Origin of the sequence: Pseudescherichia sp. AS216, from assembly GCF_037152055.1 — a bacterium.
Classification (GTDB): domain Bacteria; phylum Pseudomonadota; class Gammaproteobacteria; order Enterobacterales; family Enterobacteriaceae; genus Pseudescherichia.
On record NZ_JBBCMV010000001.1, the window covers coordinates 687,615 to 704,485 of the forward strand.

A 16,871-nucleotide genomic window follows, 5' to 3' on the forward strand; every position below is an offset into this window, starting at 1 on the left:
TGAAAAATGAATGGATTGTTAAAAGAGATCCTGCTCTCAGAATCAGCGCTAGCATGCTGAAAAGCCAGGAACCATGCGGTGCTTAACACTTTTGCACGGTGTTACCTTGCAAAGCGTGAGCGAGTGCAACCTATTAGAAAATGGTATCGTAACGGGGATGTAATTCATGTGAATGCCATGTTAAATCGATTGTGGTTAGAAATCGCTTCCGGCAGGATACGGTCGCCCAACACAACAACGAGACTTTTTCCCCGTTCCGGAAAAGGTCAGCGCAGCAGATATGACGTTTGCTGACGAAGAGATCTGGAGACTTTTGAATGGCAATGAGCACACCGATGCTGGTGACGTTTCTTATTTACATCTTTGGCATGATTTTGATTGGCTTTGTCGCCTGGCGATCGACAAAAAACTTTGACGACTATATTCTCGGCGGGCGCAGCCTGGGGCCGATGGTAACTGCCCTCTCTGCGGGCGCGTCCGATATGAGCGGCTGGCTGCTGATGGGCCTGCCTGGGGCAATTTTTATCTCTGGTATCTCTGAAAGCTGGATCGCTATTGGCCTGACGCTGGGGGCATGGATCAACTGGAAGCTGGTGGCGGGCCGCCTGCGCGTGCACACCGAGGTGAACAACAATGCCCTGACGCTGCCGGACTACTTCACCGGCCGCTTTGAAGATCGTAGCCGCGTGCTGCGCATCATCTCTGCGCTGGTTATTCTGCTCTTCTTCACCATCTACTGTGCCTCTGGCATCGTGGCAGGGGCGCGTCTGTTTGAAAGCACCTTTGGCATGAGCTACGAAACGGCGCTGTGGGCCGGTGCGGCAGCAACCATCATCTATACCTTCGTGGGCGGCTTCCTGGCCGTAAGCTGGACCGACACCGTGCAGGCCAGCCTGATGATCTTCGCCCTGATCCTCACTCCGGTCATGGTGATGGTCTCCGTGGGCGGCTTCGATGAGTCGCTGATGGTCATTAAGCAGAAGAGCATTGAAAACGTCGACATGCTCAAAGGGCTGAACTTCGTGGCTATCGTCTCGCTGCTGGGCTGGGGCCTGGGCTACTTTGGCCAGCCGCATATTCTGGCGCGCTTTATGGCGGCGGACTCCCACCACACCATCGTTCACGCTCGCCGGATCAGCATGACCTGGATGATCCTCTGCCTGGCCGGTGCGGTCGCCGTAGGCTTCTTTGGTATCGCTTACTACAGCAACAACCCAGGGCAGGCTGGGGCGGTAAACCAGAACGCCGAGCGCGTGTTCATCGAACTGGCGCAGGTGCTGTTTAACCCATGGGTTGCCGGTGTGCTGCTCTCTGCTATTTTGGCAGCGGTGATGTCGACCCTGAGCTGCCAGCTGCTGGTCTGCTCCAGCGCCATCACTGAAGATCTCTACAAGGCGTTTCTGCGTAAACACGCAAGCCAGACGGAGCTGGTGTGGGTCGGACGTGTCATGGTGCTGGTGGTCGCGCTGGTGGCTATTGCCCTGGCGGCTAACCCGGAAAACCGCGTGCTGGGTCTGGTGAGCTATGCCTGGGCTGGTTTTGGTGCCGCCTTTGGTCCGGTGGTGCTCTTCTCGGTGCTGTGGTCGCGCATGACCCGTAACGGTGCGCTGGCGGGGATGATCATCGGGGCGGTAACCGTTATCGTCTGGAAGCACTTTGAGCTGCTGGGCCTGTATGAGATCATTCCGGGCTTTATCTTCGGCAGCATCGGTATTGTGCTCTTCAGCCTGCTGGACAAAGCGCCGTCCGCAAGCATGCAGGCGCGCTTTGCCGAGGCGGATGCGCACTACCACACCAAGCCGGAACCACGCGTAGCAAACTAACCGTTATACACGCACCGGAGCCGCTTTCCGGTGCGTTTTCTCACTTCTTATTTACAATTTTCCAACCTTTGGTTCACCGTCCAGTACGCGGCCTGTTCTGCGTAACATTCTGAGAAACTTCCGCGCAGAAATTACTTGTGTTTCTTGCTGCCGTAATGATAATCACTATCATTGAAATTTACTTTTCTTTGCATCATTTGACGCTGATTAACATTCAAAGGTTTACCGCATGTTTGTGCCATTTCTCATTATGTTACGCGAAGGACTCGAAGCGGCGCTGATCGTTAGCCTCATCGCCAGCTACCTCAAGCGTACCCAACGCGGCCGCTGGATAGGTGTGATGTGGATCGGCGTTTTTCTCGCCGCCGCGCTCTGCCTCGCGCTCGGTATCATCATCAATGAAACCACCGGCGAGTTTCCTCAGAAAGAGCAGGAGCTGTTTGAGGGCATCGTCGCGGTCATCGCCGTGGTGATCCTGACATGGATGGTTTTCTGGATGCGCAAAGTGTCGCGCAACGTCAAGGTGCAGCTTGAGCAGGCCGTTGATAACGCCCTGAAGCAGGGCAATCATCACGGCTGGGCACTGATTATGATGGTCTTCTTTGCTGTGGCGCGGGAAGGGCTGGAGTCGGTCTTCTTCCTGCTGGCGGCGTTTCAGCAGGATGTGGGTATCTGGCCTCCTGTGGGGGCCCTCACCGGGCTGGCGACGGCGGTGGTCATCGGCTTCCTTATCTACTGGGGCGGTATTCGCCTTAACATGGCCGCGTTTTTCAAATGGACCAGCCTGTTTATCCTGCTGGTGGCCGCCGGGCTGGCCGCGGGGGCGATCCGCGCCTTCCACGAGGCGGGCCTGTGGAACCATTTCCAACAGGTGGCCTTCGATCTCAGCAACACCCTGAGCACCCATACGCTGTTTGGCACGTTGCTGGAGGGTATTTTTGGCTACCAGGAAGCCCCCAGCGTCAGTGAGGTGGTGGTCTGGTTTGCCTATCTTATTCCGGCGCTGGTGCTGTTTATGCTGCCGCCGCGCCCAGGGGCGCAGATGTCGCCCGGGGCTTCCTGATGTTTACTCAGCGTGACAATAATAGTTACAACATACTTTTAAAGGGAAAGGTCATGGCAACGCATTTTCGTCGTAGTGCTTTACAGGTTGGTATTGCCGCGCTGCTCGCCTGCGCGTTTAACGCCCAGGCGGCGGATGTTCCTCAGGTGAAGGTTACGGTAACGGATAAACAGTGTGAACCGATGAACCTCACGGTCAACGCGGGCAAGACACAGTTCATTATCCTCAACCACAGCCAGAAAGCGCTGGAGTGGGAGATCCTGAAGGGCGTCATGGTAGTTGAGGAGCGGGAGAACATCGCGCCGGGCTTTAGCCAGAAGCTGACCGCTACTCTCCAGCCGGGTGAATATGAGATGACCTGCGGCCTGTTGACCAATCCAAAGGGCAAACTGATCGTCAAAGGTGCCTCTACGGCGGATGCGGCTAAAGGTGACGCACTGCTGAGCCTGGGCGGAGCTATTACCGCGTATAAAGCTTACGTGACCCAGGAGATGACGGGGCTGGTGGCGAAGACCAAAGCCTTTACCGATGCGGTGAAGGCGGGCGATATCGAGAAAGCGAAAGCGCTCTATGCCCCGACGCGTCAGCACTACGAGCGTATTGAGCCTATCGCCGAGCTCTTTTCTGACCTCGACGGCAGCATTGATGCCCGTGAAGATGACTACGAGCAAAAAGCCGCCGATCCGAAATTCACCGGTTTCCACCGCCTCGAAAAAGCGCTGTTTGGTGATAATTCCACTAAAGGCATGGAGCAGTATGCGGAGCAGCTCAACAGCGACGTGCTGGAGCTGCAAAAACGCATCAGCGAGCTGGCCTTCCCGCCGTCAAAAGTGGTGGGTGGTGCGGCAGGGCTGATTGAAGAGGTTGCGGCCAGTAAAATTAGCGGTGAAGAGGATCGCTACAGCCACACCGATCTGTGGGACTTCCAGGCGAACGTCGACGGCGCACAGAAAATTGTCGATCTACTGCGTCCGCAGCTGCAGAAAGGCAACGCCGATCTGCTGGCGAAGGTAGACGCCAACTTTAAGAAGGTCGATACCATTCTCGCGAAATATCGCACCAAAGATGGCTTCGAAACCTATGACAAACTGACCGACGCCGATCGCACGGCGCTGAAAGGACCGATCACCACCCTGGCGGAAGATCTGGCCCAGCTGCGCGGCGTACTCGGACTGGATTAAGCATGACAGAGCATGATGTAGACGGCGTGAGCGAGCCTTCACGCCGTCGTTTACTAAAAAGTATGGGCGCGCTAGGTGGCGCGCTGGCGCTGGCGGGCGGCTGTCCGGTTGCCCACGCGGCCAAACCGACAAGCGCGCCGGGCACCCTGTCGCCGGATGCGCGGATGGAGACCCAGCCGTTCTATGGCGAGCATCAGGCAGGGATCCTGACACCGCAGCAGGCCTCAATGATGCTGGTGGCGTTTGACGTGCTGGCCAGCGACAAATCTGAACTGGAGCGGCTGTTTCGTCTCCTGACCCAGCGGATTGCGTTTTTAACTACCGGCGGTCCCGCGCCACAAACGCCGAACCCACGTCTACCGCCAATGGACTCCGGTATTCTTGGCGGCTTTATTGCGCCAGATAACCTGACCATCACCGTCTCGGTAGGGGCATCGCTATTTGATGAGCGTTTTGGCCTGGGCCCGCAGCGTCCTGCCAAACTGGAGAAGATGACGCGCTTCCCCAACGACTCCCTGGACGCTGCCCTGTGCCATGGCGATCTGCTCTTGCAGATCTGCGCTAACACCGGGGATACGGTGATCCACGCCCTGCGCGATATCATTAAGTACACGCCGGATCTGCTTAGCATCCGCTGGAAGCGGGAAGGGTTTATCTCCGATCACGCGGCGCGTAGTAAAGGCAAAGAGACGCCGATCAACCTGCTGGGCTTTAAAGACGGCACCGGCAACCCGGACAGTGGAAACAGTAAGCTGATGCAGAGCGTGGTCTGGGTCACGCCCGACCAGCAGGAACCGGCCTGGACGGTGGGCGGCAGCTATCAGGCGGTACGCATCATCCAGTTCCACGTTGAGTTTTGGGACCGCACGCCGCTCAAGGAGCAGCAGACTATCTTTGGCCGGGACAAGCATAGCGGGGCACCGCTGGGCATGAAACATGAGCATGACGTGCCGGACTATAGTCGCGATCCAGAGGGTGAGGTCATTGCTCTCGACAGCCATATACGTCTTGCCAACCCGCGTACGCCAGAAACCGAGGTGAATCTGATGATGCGTCGCGGCTACAGCTACTCGTTGGGGGTGACCAACTCCGGCCAGCTGGATATGGGCCTGCTGTTTGTCTGCTTCCAGCACGATCTGGAGAAGGGGTTCCTGACGGTGCAGAAGCGGCTCAACGGCGAAGCGCTGGAGGAGTACATCAAGCCGATCGGCGGGGGTTACTTCTTTGCGCTGCCGGGCGTCAAGGATACGCCGCACTATCTGGCTCAGTCGCTGCTTGAGGCCTAGCCCGCTCTCCTCTGTCCTGCGGGGCAGGGGAGAACCATCATTTTTTTCTATGAACGCGATCCTGTTATATATTTGTAATATTAATGTCAGAAACTGGCTCGGTATGAGCGCGCTGGCACGTTATATTTAGGTAAATATAATGTTGCTTTTATGAAAATTTTTGTTTTACTTATATCAACAGCGGTAGTTCCCGGCAGTGAACGATTCACTATGGAGATCGCGAATGGTAGCATCCGGCTCAGGCCAAACACTCAATTCAAACCGTCAGGCTCGGTACGGGCAACACGCCACCGACAGCGATCGTCTCACCGCCAAAATCTCCTCTTTCCTCATCAGAAAACTTGAATTTACCGACGTGGCAAATGACACAGTGGGTGGGTTTGCCGCGTCTTTTCATCAGCAAGTCATGGCTTACAAGGAAGCCAAACCTCAGACGTTCGTGCGCATAATCGTGCCGGCAGCGGCGCGTGTGATGTAAACCTACAACTCAAGGTGCTATCCATGGGAAGACAGAAAGCAGTGATCAAAGCTCGTCGTGAAGCTAAACGTGTGCTGAGACGAGATTCGCGCAGCCATAAACAGCGTGAAGAAGAGTCGGTCACCTCGCTTGTGCAGATGAGTGGCGTTGAATCAATTGGCATGGCGCGGGACAGCCGTGATAACTCGCCAATTGCCGCGCGGAATGAAGCTCAGGCGCACTACCTCGATGCAATTGAGCGTAAACAGCTCATTTTTGCTACAGGTGAAGCAGGATGCGGTAAAACTTGGATCAGCGCAGCGAAAGCGGCGGAAGCCCTGATCCACAAGGATGTGGACAGAATTATCGTCACTCGTCCGGTCCTGCAAGCCGATGAAGATCTTGGCTTCTTACCCGGAGATATCTCGGAGAAGTTCGCTCCTTACTTCCGGCCCGTCTATGACGTGCTGGTCAAACGCCTGGGAGCGTCCTTTATGCAATACTGCCTGCGGCCAGAGATTGGTAAGGTAGAAATCGCGCCGTTCGCCTATATGCGCGGACGTACATTTGAAAATGCGGTCGTGATCCTTGACGAGGCTCAGAACGTGACCGCTGCGCAAATGAAGATGTTTTTGACACGCCTCGGGGAGAACGTGACCGTGATTGTTAACGGTGATATCACCCAGTGCGATTTGCCGTCGGGCGTTCAGTCCGGCCTGAGCGATGCGCTGGCACGTTTTGAAGAAGATGAGATGATTGGCGTTGTCCGCTTTACCAAAGATGACTGCGTGCGCTCGGCCCTCTGCCAGCGAACGCTGCAGGCGTACTACTGATGAAATAGCGTGATTATGAATATGATTGCAAAGCCCGGGTGACCGGGCTTTGTTTTTTAGGGCGTTACTTAGCGGTAATAATTCTCGGGCTTCGCATCGTTATCACCAGGCCTGGCTGCAAAATGTTGCGCATATTTTCCCGGTGAGGTACCTACATACCGGGTAAACGCCACGCTGAATGCACTGGCAGATCCATAGCCAATGCGCTCTGCTACCGCTGCGATAGTGATACCGGTATGGCAAAGCATCTGTTTGGCCAGGGCCATTCGCCAGGCGAGAAGGTAACTCATCGGCGTTATGCCAATCATTTCTGTAAATCGTTCAAACAGCGTCGATCGCGATAATGCGCAGCCGTTGGCCAGCGCTTTGACTGTCCACCGCCTGGCTGGATCCTGATGTATCAGCCGAATAGCTTGAGCGATACGGGGATCTTCCAGGCCGCGTATCAGCCCGGGCGTGATAAGAGCATTACCAGACCGAATAGCTTCAATAAAAAGCAATTCAGTTACCCGCGCCAAAATGAACGCTTTCCCTGCACGCTGCGCCTGCGTTTCATCTTTCAGCAACCCCATCAACTGCGCCAGGCGTTTTTCATCACGCACGCAAACAAACTCTGGCAGAAGCGAAACCAACAAGCCTGAATCGGAAGAATCAGATACGCAGTGGCCTACCAGCGCCAGCATTTCAGGTGCTGCGAGCGGATCGCCAACCCTGAAGTGTCTGTCTGCCACCTCTATCGGTGGGGTGTTAATGGTTTGTGCCGCAGGGGGAGTAAGGCTGGTGAGGGCAAAATGGTAAGCCGCAGGTAGCAAAATAAAATCACCGGCGTGAAGCGTCAGCGGCTCGTGCTTTTCAATCTCAAGGCGGCATGAACCTTCCAGCACTGCGCAATAGAATGACAGCCCCTCGTCTGAACGACTGACTCGCCAACGGCCTGCGCCCGTCACCGTTTTTGTCAAAACCGATCTGAGCTTTAGCATGGCAATAACTTCTGCGAGCGGATCGCTCATTTCCGGACTCCTGCTAAAGAATGGCGGATTTTTGATTATATATCGTCCAGCCATTCAGGGGTATTGTTTATACAGGTAAACAACAACGGAGTTAACATGAAAACGATTATGATCACCGGCTGTTCATCTGGTTTTGGTCTGGAGACGGCACGTTATTTTCTTGAGCACGACTGGAATGTGATTGCGACAATGCGCACCCCTCAGCGCGATCTCTTGCCTAAAAGCGATCGTTTACGGCTCTTAAGTCTTGATGTTACCCAGCAGCAAAGTATTGAGCATGCCATTGAAGACGCTGGCGATATAGATGTTCTGGTAAACAATGCAGGCGTCGGAATGTTAAACGCGCTTGAGGGTGTTTCCCCGCAGGCGTTGAGAGAGGTGTTTGAAACAAATACGCTTGGAACTATCGCGATGACCCAGGCCGTACTTCCACAATTCAGACAGCGGCGTTCAGGGTTGATCGTTAATATCACCTCTGCTGTTACCCTAAAACCGCTTCCGCTACTCGCAGCTTATACCGCCAGCAAGGCGGCAGTGAATGCGTTTACTGAATCGCTGGCTCTTGAGCTAAAGCCGTTTAATATCCGCGTGGGCCTCATCCTGCCGGGACGTGCACCAGAGACCCGTTTTGGCGAAAATGCTCAACGTATCATGGGGAACATTCCTGCGGATTATGCAGAGCTAAGCCAGCAAATCTTTAATAACATGCGGGATGCTAGCGCGAGGGTAACCTGGCCTATCGATGTGGCAAAAGCGGTCTGGCAAGTTGCAAACGATCCCAGTGCACCGATGCGTTTGCCAGCAGGAGAGGATGCGCTGTACATGGCAAGTACACATTGAAAAGTGACAGGCGAAAAAAAAGCTCGCATTTGCATGCGAGCTCTTCTCTAAATGTGGCGGTGAGAGAGGGGTTCGAACCCTCGATACGTTGCCGTATACACACTTTCCAGGCGTGCTCCTTCAGCCACTCGGACACCTCACCGTATTGTTTTTGCTGCCTTCCTCTCGGGGGCAACGGGGCGCTACTATAGGGAGTTGTGCTAAAACGGTCAAGCTTAATTTCTGCTTTAACGTGCGTTCGGTTAAGCCGTGAGCAAATGCAAGAGACAGGCACAAACCGTAGCCCCGGTAAGCGAAGCGCCACCGAGGGATCAGGGGTATCAGGAGTGGAGAAGGGCTCGGCGCCGCTGGAGTACAACATGCGAAAAAAAAAGCCCGCATTTGCATGCGAGCTTCTCTTCAAATATGGCGGTGAGGGGGGGATTGACTCGCTTCGCTCGCCCTAAAGGGCAGCCCGCTCGCTGCGCTTCCGGTCTGTCCAACGGGCAACTGCCCGTTGTCGAACCCCAGTCGGAGGTTCTCATCCCCCCCGCTGGGTGCTACATGCGAAAAAAAAGCCCGCATTTGCATGCGAGCTTCTCTTCAAATATGGCGGTGAGGGGGGGATTCGAACCCCCGATACGTTGCCGTATACACACTTTCCAGGCGTGCTCCTTCAGCCACTCGGACACCTCACCATATTGTCTTCCCAGCATCGCTGGGACGGCGCTAATGTAGGGAAATCCGGCTCTACCGTCAATCCTCTTTTTCAATAATTTAGCGCGTTTAGACAAACTTCAAGCAACGTGCTTTCTAAATATCCAGGAACTGTTTTTTTTATCATCAGCCACCTTTATCCCTGTCCCTGGAACAAATTTGTTATCCTCATCAATAGATAACGCTTTAACTAAACCATCGCATGAATGCATCTGGAGTCAGTATGGATATCATCTTCTATCACCCGTCTTTCGATACGCAATTTTGGCTGGATAAACTCGCTCAGACACTTCCCCATGCCCGAGTCCGTGAGTGGAAGCCGGGCGATAATGAACCCGCAGACTATGCCCTGGTCTGGCATCCGCCAGTTGAAATGCTTCAGGGCCGTAGCCTGAAAGCCGTGTTTGCCCTCGGCGCAGGCGTTGACTCTATTCTGAGCCAGCTTAACGCTCACCCGGACATGCTCCCTGAAAGCATTCCGCTGTTTCGCCTCGAAGATACCGGCATGGCATTGCAGATGCAGGAGTATGCCGTGAGCCAGGTTCTGCACTGGTTCCGCCGCTTTGATGATTATCAAGCCCAGAAGCAGCAGGCCCGCTGGCAGGCGCTGGATGAGTATCAGCGCGAAGATTTTACCATCGGCATTCTTGGCGCGGGCGTGCTGGGAGCGCAGGTGGCCGAAAGCCTTCAATCATGGGGCTTTCCGCTGCGCTGCTGGAGCCGTAGCCGTAAATCCTGGCCTGGCGTCAAAAGCTTTGCCGGCGAAAACGAGCTGAGCGATTTCCTGCAAGGAACCCGCGTCTTGATTAACCTCCTGCCTAATACCTCAGAGACCCGAGGCATCATTAACGTATCGCTGCTGAACCAGCTGGCCGATAACGCTTATCTGCTCAATCTGGCGCGCGGCGTGCACGTGGTGGAAGACGATCTCCTCCAGGCACTGGAGAGCGGCAAGCTGAAAGGGGTCATGCTGGACGTCTTCAGTCAAGAGCCGCTCCCGGCCAGCAGCCCGCTGTGGGCGCATCCCCGCGTGGCAATGACCCCGCACATCGCTGCGGTCACGCGTCCCAATGAAGCGATCGAGTATATTGCCTGTACGATTACCCGGCTGGAACAGGGCGAGCCGGTAACCGGCCAGGTTGACCGGACCCGCGGCTACTAGCGCCGGGTTTTCATTAAAAAGGATAATAATTCCTGTTATCCTTGAGCGTCATTAACAGAGGAGAGCGTCATGTACCCCGTTGACCTGCACATGCACACCGTCGCCAGCACCCACGCCTACAGCACCCTCCACGACTATATTGCGATAGCCAAAAGCAAAGGTCTTAAGCTTTTTGCTATCACCGATCACGGCCCCGATATGGCAGATGCTCCGCACTACTGGCACTTTGTGAATATGCGTATCTGGCCGCGGCTGGTGGATGGGGTAGGTATCCTGCGCGGTATCGAGGCCAACATCAAAAATATCGCCGGTGAGATTGACTGCACTGGCCCTATGCTTCCCGCGCTGGATCTGATCATTGCCGGGTTTCATGAGCCGGTATTCACGCCACAGGATCGGGCAACCCACACCGAGGCGATGATCGCTACGATGGCCAGTGGTAACGTGCATATTATCAGTCATCCGGGCAACCCAAAGTACCCTGTTGATATTCCGGCGATTGCCGCTGCCGCAGCGAAGTATAATGTCGCCCTGGAGATCAACAACTCCTCTTTCCTTCACTCGCGGAAGGGCAGCGAGGCGAACTGTCGCGCCATTGCCGCAGCCGTGCGTGATGCGGGAGGCTGGGTGGCGCTGGGATCCGATTCGCACACCGCCTTTTCGCTGGGTGATTTTACCGAGTGTCGCAAGGTGCTGGATGATGTTGATTTTCCGGAAGATCGGATCCTTAACGTCTCGCCGCGCCGCCTGTTAAACTTCCTTGAATCGCGTGGGATGCCGCCGATCGATGAGTTTGCTGAACTTTAATTTTTATCACGGAACCTATAATGAACGAGTTTTCAATCCTCTGCCGCGTGCTTGGCTCACTCTACTACCGCCAGCCAGAGGATCCGGTTTTAGTCCCACTCTTTGCGTTGATCCGTGACGGTAAGCTGGCGGCAAACTGGCCGCTGGAGCAGGATGAGCTGCTTGCCCGCCTGCAAAAAAGCGTTGACGATCCGGCCTTAGTGACGGACTACCAGGCCCTGTTTGTCGGCGAGGCATGCAGCGTCGCGCCGTATCGCAGCGCGTGGCAGGAGGGTGCAAACGAGGCAGAGGTGCGGGCCTTTTTAACCGCCCGGGGCATGCCGCTGACCGATGCGCCAGCCGATCACTTTGGTACGCTGCTGCTGGCCGCCTCCTGGCTGGAAGATAATGCCGCCGAGGATGAGAGTGAGGCTCTGGAGGCCCTGTTTGCCGACTACCTGCTGCCGTGGTGTGGCACCTTCCTTGGCAAAGTTGAAGCCCATGCGGTAACGCCGTTTTGGCGCACCATGGCAGGGCTTACCCGCGATGCCATCGCCGCCATGTGGGATGAGCTTGAGGAAGAGTCCGCCGAGTGATGTGATGCATATCACAATAAAAATGTAACTTGTGTCGACCGCTTGCAAATAACGTGCGGGAGATCTCATTTCAATGGCGCGCTTCTGCTAAGATGCGCGCCATGAACATACTCTTCTCAATTGCATTAACGACGGGCATTCTCTCCGGCCTCTGGGGCTGGGTTGCCGTCTCGCTGGGCCTGCTGAGCTGGGCCGGCTTCCTTGGCTGTACAGCCTATTTCGCCTGTCCACAGGGTGGGGTAAAAGGCCTGTTGATCGCCGCTTTTACCGTAATGAGCGGCGTCGCCTGGGCGCAGGTAATTATTTACGGCAGTGCGTTAAGCCCACATCTGAGCATTGTCAGCTATATGCTTACTGGTATCGTGGCCTTCCTGATGTGCATTCAGGCGAAAAATCTGCTGCTCTCCTTTGTTCCCGGCACCTTTATCGGTGCCTGTGCCACCTTTGCCGCCCAGGGCGACTGGCGAACGGTGGTTCCCTCGCTGGCCGTTGGGCTACTGTTTGGCTATGCCATGAAAAATAGCGGTCTGTGGCTGGCTGCCTGGCGCGACAGAGTGGCAAATCCCAGCGCAAAAAAAAGCGCGGCGGAGTGATCCGCCACGCTGGATAGTGCTGAGGAGCGATTATGACTCTGGCGGTGTCGCCATATGGCGGTATTTCACCAGAACCGGATCTTCGTTCTCCGCCTTGTTTTGCAGATCCCACAGCCCACGATCGATGCCATCGTTGATCAGGTAGATGACCCCAGTTTCAATCGCAGACATCAAACACAGCATAACGGGTTCGTTCGCGGTAAAGCCGACTTCACCTTCCAACAGACGCTGGTAGTCAATGAAGCGGAACACCCCGGCCTGTACCTCATAAGAGAGGATCGTCTTGCTGGTGTTGACCGACGACAGGATCTCCCCGGTACTCACGTTGACCACGCGCAGGTTAACGGCGACCTGGTCAAGCTGGTACTGGGTGTCGGCCCCGATGCCAAAGTAACGCGCGCCCACGCCGCCGGACTTCACGTTACTCTCATAGCCGATAATCGAGCCTTCGACCATCACGTTAGCCGCAGTCAGAGACTGGAGCGGGAAACGGTTATTGACCGCCACCGTACCGTTCTCCTGTGCAGCACGGATGATCTTCCGCTCGTTAAGCAGGTTCTGCAGCCCCTGACGCTCAAGCGGGATAAACCAGCGCGAATCCTTCAGCGCCGTGACCAGCATAGACGTGGCGCTCTGCGGGACGGCGGTAGAGAAGTTACTCGCCGGATAGGCTTTAAACTGTCCGGTTTCATCCTGAATATTATAAACAGAGACAAATATCTTACCGGTTGGCATCGGTAGATGGGTTAAATCTTGATAACTCTGAGCCCGAGGCATTAATGTTGGTTTCGCTGCTTCTTTCGGTGGAGCCGTTAAGCATCCGCTGAGTAAACAGACAGCCAGTATGGTGAGTAAGCGCTGCATAATTATTATTCCTGTAGAAACGATAGCTGTGCTTTAAAAGTCGGTTGAACCATTTTGTAAACCCGACACCTCTATAGTGGATGTTTTTCCGGTTTTTCGATCTGTGACGTTGAGCTGAAGCTGCCCGTCGTTATTAGCGATATCAACAATAAAATCACTGGTGATCATTCTTCCCGGTTTGCCAGTATTGATATTGGTCAGTAGTCCTCCCAGCACCTGTGATTGGATTGCCTGGGTAAAGTTATCCAACGCCGACGGTGTCTCTATTCCATAATTAGATCCATAGTCCGGATCTTTATAGGAGTTTTGTGCCTGGGCGCTATTTAATAAAAAAGCGCCGTTATTGGGGTTGCCCCCAAAATTAGGGTTACGAAACTGAAATGTCATATTTGCAGCAAATAGTGACGGTGACACAAGCAAAAGCGTGACTACGGCACAGGCGATACGCATGTGAGCCTCCGAAAGAAATTTATCGTGTTTTAGAATTCATCTCGCGCCAGATCGCCAGTACTAAGCAGAGCTTGATCGATCTGCCGGCGATCCAGTGCTTCATGGGTTTGCGCTACCGCGGCATTAACATTGCTGTCAAAGTCGCGTTTAGTGGGAAACAAAAACGTTTGAAACACGACGTCCTGATTAACCGTAATCGTGATCCAGCTTCCCCACCGCGCGCTGGGACGTTCATTGATACTCAGGTTCCCTGTATAACTGCTTTCCCATTTATCACTAAAAGCACGATAAAAATCGTGTCCAACAGAAGAGACCGTTCGATCGGTCAGTAATCCGGGAACTTCCACCTCGACAGCACGCAGGTTCCCGGCAGCCAGCAGAAGACCTGCAGCTGCAAACCATGCAACGAACCGTTTCATGGTGTTATCGCCTGAGGTTATCGTTAGCCCAGGAGACGGCCTGCGTACGATTTTTTACAGATATCTTCTTGAAAAGATTATAAAGATGGGTTTTTACCGTGTTTTCGCTAATAAACAGCGAGCGGGCGATCTCGTTGTTCGAGGCGCCAATGCGTAGCTTATTGAGGATCTCCTTCTCCCGGTGCGTGAGCAGCGCGGCTTCGGAGCTGTTGTAACGGTAGTTGCCGGAGTGGGTAATGAGGTAGCTGGCGAGCTTTTGCGAAAAGTAGCACTCGCCGCGCTGTACGCTAAGAAGGCCATCCACCACCCGGGACTGATCTTCCGTCACATAGAAAACGCCGTTGATGTGCGGCCAGCTTTCTATGTCACGGAACGGGTATTCGTCAGGCGTATTCAGCAATAGCAGCTTAACGGCGTTGTTTTTCCTGCCTAAATTATCCTGCCAATAATGGATCAGTTTTTTGTCTGCCTCCATCATGTCAAACAGGATCACGCTTCCGGGCGATATATCATCCAGAGAACGCTGAATATTATGCACTTTCCCCGAAAGAGAGAGGGACTGCTTCAGATGCTGCAGTAACGCGGCAGCCTGTAAGGAAGGTTTAGTAATCAACAGAATAGATTGACTTTGAAAACTCTGGACTTCATTAAACATAATAAACCCCGCTTGTTGGTACACCTGTCTTTTTCCCCAGGTATTACTGGGCATCCAGAAGTACTGACAGATGTTGCACTGCTGTGTGTAATCAATAAGAGTGAGCCCTATGGGCAAAATTTAACAAAAACTCAAACATACTGCTGATTTCAATCTAGCTATTACCAATCTTAAATCAAGTGTTAAACATGTAACAAAATGTAAAAATAAATTTTAAAATGTTATTTTGTGCTTTTTTTGATGTTTAATTTTCACGTAAAAGTTGTACAAACTAATACTTTTGCATCACATTTAAAAATCATACAAATTATTTTAACTATATGATTTATTTATAAATATATCTTCTTTTCTAACATTTTGCTTTTTTTATGCGTCACGTTTTTATGAGTCTCTGTTATCAAATCTTGGGAGAGTAAAGAAAAAATTGCTTTGATGATCTCAAAACCACAAATTTTTTACGCCTACCTCTGGGAGGATGCTAGCAAGGCATAACTCATTCTCGGTTGCTATAACGCTCAAACCTGTACCAAACCAAGGGGGCATAATTAGTTTTATACATTATCCACCCTTTTTTTAGACCGTTAGCACTTTAAGGTGAACATAGAAATAAAAATACCACTGGCGGGTGAGATATTATTAATATTTACCGCTACATACTCTTTTCCGTAACGCAGCGTTAACGGATGTAAAAATACGTTAATAACGGCGGAGCATAATAGTCATCATTGAAAATAGTCCAGGTCCAGGTGACAACATGAAAAACAGAACGTTGATTATGGTGTTAACAATGCTGGGTGCGCCTGGGATAGCCACCGCATCAAGTTATGATCTGGCCGTGTCAGAATATAACTTTGCGGTAAATGAATTGAGCAAAACGTCTTACAATCAGGCTGCGATAATTGGCCAGGATGGTACCAATAACAGCGCCCAGCTACGTCAGGAAGGATCTAAAATGCACGCTGTTATCTCCCAGGAAGGGGCGAGTAACCGGGCAAGAATTGATCAGGCAGGAGCCTATAACTTTGCGTATATCGATCAGTCAGGCAGTGCTAATGACGCAAGTATAACGCAAGGTGCATACGGTAATACCGCAATGATTATTCAGAAAGGTTCGGGTAACAAAGCGAATATTACGCAGTATGGTACGCAAAAAACGGCAGTTGTAGTGCAGAGGCAATCACAAATGGCTATTCGCGTTATTCAACGCTAAATCCGTTGTGAAACTAATATATCAATCCGATGGGAGTTAACCATGAAATTCATTAAAGTGGCAGCATTGGCAGCGATCGTTATTTCCGGCAGCGCTTTCGCAGGTTCCGTTGGTCAGTATGGCGGCGGCAGCTACGGCGGCCCGAACTCTGAATTAAGCATTTACCAGTACGGTAGCAACAACTCCGCTCTGGCTCTGCAGACCGATGCTCGTGACTCCGATCTGACCGTGACTCAGCATGGCTCACGCAACGCCGCAGACGTAGGCCAGGGTTCTGATGACAGCTCTATCAGCCTGTCCCAGAACGGTTCTCGTAACAACGCCACTATCGACCAGTGGAACAGCCGCCACTCTGATATCGACGTACGTCAATACGGTACCGCTAACGGCGCGCTGGTTAACCAGACCGCGTCTCAGTCTTACGTAGAAGTACGTCAGGTTGGCTACGGCAACAACGCCACGGCTAACCAGTACTAATTCTATCTGGTGCGAAAAAACAGGGCTACGGCCCTGTTTTTTTTATCAGGAGGTCGCTATGCACCCCTTCCTCTTCGTTGCCGCCATGGCCAGCCAGATTACTTTCCTGACCGAGCGGCAGCAGGATATCTATACCATTACTCCCCAGGTCGTTGTCACCCAGCCCTGTGTATGCCAGATCCAGATCCTCACCGTTCATGCGGGCGTAAGCGGGCAGAGCAATACCCAGCAGCGACAGACCCTGACGCTGCAAGCTAACCAGCCCACAAAACTTGCCCGCCTGAGCATGAATATCTCGCCCAAAGATACGGTTAAAGTCGTGGTTACCGTGACCGACGGCGATGCCCTGCACCTCGTACAGCAGTGGCCCGCTGAGCAATAACGCAGCAAGATCCGGTGTAAAATCAACCTGCTGCAGTACTGTACCGTCTGACCGAGCGCCGTGTTATTTCTCCCACCTGCCATACCCT

General features: G+C 53.3%; 19 protein-coding genes and 2 tRNA genes. 14 read left to right on the top strand and 7 right to left on the bottom strand.

Annotation, left to right across the window (positions count from 1 at the left end; translation table 11 throughout):
- Window positions 1-317 precede the first annotated feature (317 nt).
- The 6 genes from putP (at window position 318) to phoH (ending at window position 6,643) form a co-directional block, all read left to right on the top strand.
- Window positions 318-1,823, top strand: a complete 1,506-nt coding sequence (putP, locus tag WFN61_RS03310) for a sodium/proline symporter PutP (protein WP_144812677.1) — start codon at window positions 318-320, stop codon at window positions 1,821-1,823.
- A gap of 229 nt (window positions 1,824-2,052) precedes the next feature.
- Complete coding sequence (gene efeU, locus WFN61_RS03315) at window positions 2,053-2,886, top strand: iron uptake transporter permease EfeU (RefSeq protein WP_222890109.1); 834 nt, start codon at window positions 2,053-2,055, stop codon at window positions 2,884-2,886.
- A 53-nt stretch (window positions 2,887-2,939) separates the two neighbouring features.
- On the top strand, window positions 2,940-4,067 hold the full coding sequence (efeO, locus tag WFN61_RS03320; RefSeq protein ID WP_337037640.1) for an iron uptake system protein EfeO: 1,128 nt from the start codon (window positions 2,940-2,942) through the stop codon (window positions 4,065-4,067).
- A 2-nt stretch (window positions 4,068-4,069) separates the two neighbouring features.
- A complete protein-coding gene (gene efeB, locus WFN61_RS03325) occupies window positions 4,070-5,353 on the top strand; it encodes an iron uptake transporter deferrochelatase/peroxidase subunit (protein ID WP_312235142.1) in 1,284 nt (427 codons plus the stop codon).
- A 223-nt stretch (window positions 5,354-5,576) separates the two neighbouring features.
- Window positions 5,577-5,831, top strand: a complete 255-nt coding sequence (locus WFN61_RS03330; RefSeq protein ID WP_186370502.1) for a hypothetical protein — start codon at window positions 5,577-5,579, stop codon at window positions 5,829-5,831.
- A gap of 23 nt (window positions 5,832-5,854) precedes the next feature.
- Window positions 5,855-6,643 (top strand): phosphate starvation-inducible protein PhoH, encoded by a 789-nt coding sequence (gene phoH / locus WFN61_RS03335; RefSeq protein ID WP_186370501.1) that lies wholly within the window; start codon window positions 5,855-5,857, stop codon window positions 6,641-6,643.
- A 68-nt stretch (window positions 6,644-6,711) separates the two neighbouring features.
- Here the strand turns inward: phoH and WFN61_RS03340 are convergent, their stop codons facing one another.
- Window positions 6,712-7,653, bottom strand: a complete 942-nt coding sequence (locus tag WFN61_RS03340; RefSeq protein WP_337037644.1) for an AraC family transcriptional regulator — start codon at window positions 7,651-7,653, stop codon at window positions 6,712-6,714.
- A gap of 96 nt (window positions 7,654-7,749) precedes the next feature.
- Between WFN61_RS03340 and WFN61_RS03345 the strand changes: the two genes are divergently transcribed.
- Window positions 7,750-8,493: an SDR family oxidoreductase gene (locus WFN61_RS03345; RefSeq protein WP_257757182.1), complete on the top strand. Its 744-nt coding sequence runs from the start codon at window positions 7,750-7,752 to the stop codon at window positions 8,491-8,493.
- A gap of 54 nt (window positions 8,494-8,547) precedes the next feature.
- On the opposite strand, the gene WFN61_RS03350 is transcribed toward WFN61_RS03345, so the two are convergent.
- Both WFN61_RS03350 and WFN61_RS03355 read right to left on the bottom strand, forming a co-directional pair.
- Window positions 8,548-8,635 (bottom strand) — tRNA-Ser (locus tag WFN61_RS03350).
- Between the two features lie 447 nt (window positions 8,636-9,082).
- Window positions 9,083-9,170: transfer RNA gene (locus WFN61_RS03355), tRNA-Ser, on the bottom strand.
- A 242-nt stretch (window positions 9,171-9,412) separates the two neighbouring features.
- On the opposite strand from WFN61_RS03355, the gene ghrA reads away from it, so the two are divergent.
- From ghrA to WFN61_RS03375, 4 genes are all read left to right on the top strand, one after another.
- Window positions 9,413-10,351, top strand: coding sequence for a glyoxylate/hydroxypyruvate reductase GhrA (gene ghrA / locus WFN61_RS03360; RefSeq protein WP_337037647.1), 939 nt, complete (start codon window positions 9,413-9,415; stop codon window positions 10,349-10,351).
- Between the two features lie 69 nt (window positions 10,352-10,420).
- On the top strand, window positions 10,421-11,158 hold the full coding sequence (locus WFN61_RS03365; RefSeq protein WP_337037650.1) for a phosphatase: 738 nt from the start codon (window positions 10,421-10,423) through the stop codon (window positions 11,156-11,158).
- 20 nt (window positions 11,159-11,178) lie between these two features.
- A complete protein-coding gene (locus tag WFN61_RS03370; protein WP_312273835.1) occupies window positions 11,179-11,733 on the top strand; it encodes a TorD/DmsD family molecular chaperone in 555 nt (184 codons plus the stop codon).
- 101 nt (window positions 11,734-11,834) lie between these two features.
- Window positions 11,835-12,326 (top strand): DUF1097 domain-containing protein, encoded by a 492-nt coding sequence (locus WFN61_RS03375; RefSeq protein WP_337037653.1) that lies wholly within the window; start codon window positions 11,835-11,837, stop codon window positions 12,324-12,326.
- Between the two features lie 30 nt (window positions 12,327-12,356).
- Here the strand turns inward: WFN61_RS03375 and csgG are convergent, their stop codons facing one another.
- The 4 genes from csgG to csgD are packed head-to-tail and all read right to left on the bottom strand — an operon-like array spanning window position 12,357 to window position 14,714.
- On the bottom strand, window positions 12,357-13,190 hold the full coding sequence (gene csgG / locus WFN61_RS03380; protein ID WP_337037656.1) for a curli production assembly/transport protein CsgG: 834 nt from the start codon (window positions 13,188-13,190) through the stop codon (window positions 12,357-12,359).
- A 33-nt stretch (window positions 13,191-13,223) separates the two neighbouring features.
- The gene (csgF, locus tag WFN61_RS03385) at window positions 13,224-13,640 is read right to left on the bottom strand and encodes a curli production assembly/transport protein CsgF (RefSeq protein WP_042392660.1); all 417 of its coding nucleotides are present in this window, start codon (window positions 13,638-13,640) and stop codon (window positions 13,224-13,226) included.
- Window positions 13,641-13,669: 29 nt separating this feature from the next.
- Complete coding sequence (csgE, locus tag WFN61_RS03390) at window positions 13,670-14,059, bottom strand: curli production assembly/transport protein CsgE (RefSeq protein WP_144812642.1); 390 nt, start codon at window positions 14,057-14,059, stop codon at window positions 13,670-13,672.
- Between the two features lie 4 nt (window positions 14,060-14,063).
- The gene (gene csgD, locus WFN61_RS03395) at window positions 14,064-14,714 is read right to left on the bottom strand and encodes a biofilm master transcriptional regulator CsgD (RefSeq protein ID WP_042392665.1); all 651 of its coding nucleotides are present in this window, start codon (window positions 14,712-14,714) and stop codon (window positions 14,064-14,066) included.
- 754 nt (window positions 14,715-15,468) lie between these two features.
- On the opposite strand from csgD, the gene csgB reads away from it, so the two are divergent.
- Genes csgB through csgC form a run of 3 tightly spaced genes read left to right on the top strand, consistent with a single transcriptional unit; the run spans window position 15,469 to window position 16,783 of the window.
- Window positions 15,469-15,924 (top strand): curli minor subunit CsgB, encoded by a 456-nt coding sequence (gene csgB / locus WFN61_RS03400; protein ID WP_144812640.1) that lies wholly within the window; start codon window positions 15,469-15,471, stop codon window positions 15,922-15,924.
- Between the two features lie 42 nt (window positions 15,925-15,966).
- The gene (gene csgA, locus WFN61_RS03405; protein ID WP_144812637.1) at window positions 15,967-16,401 is read left to right on the top strand and encodes a curli major subunit CsgA; all 435 of its coding nucleotides are present in this window, start codon (window positions 15,967-15,969) and stop codon (window positions 16,399-16,401) included.
- A gap of 58 nt (window positions 16,402-16,459) precedes the next feature.
- Window positions 16,460-16,783 (top strand): curli assembly chaperone CsgC, encoded by a 324-nt coding sequence (gene csgC / locus WFN61_RS03410; protein ID WP_238084221.1) that lies wholly within the window; start codon window positions 16,460-16,462, stop codon window positions 16,781-16,783.
- Window positions 16,784-16,871: the final 88 nt, after the last annotated feature.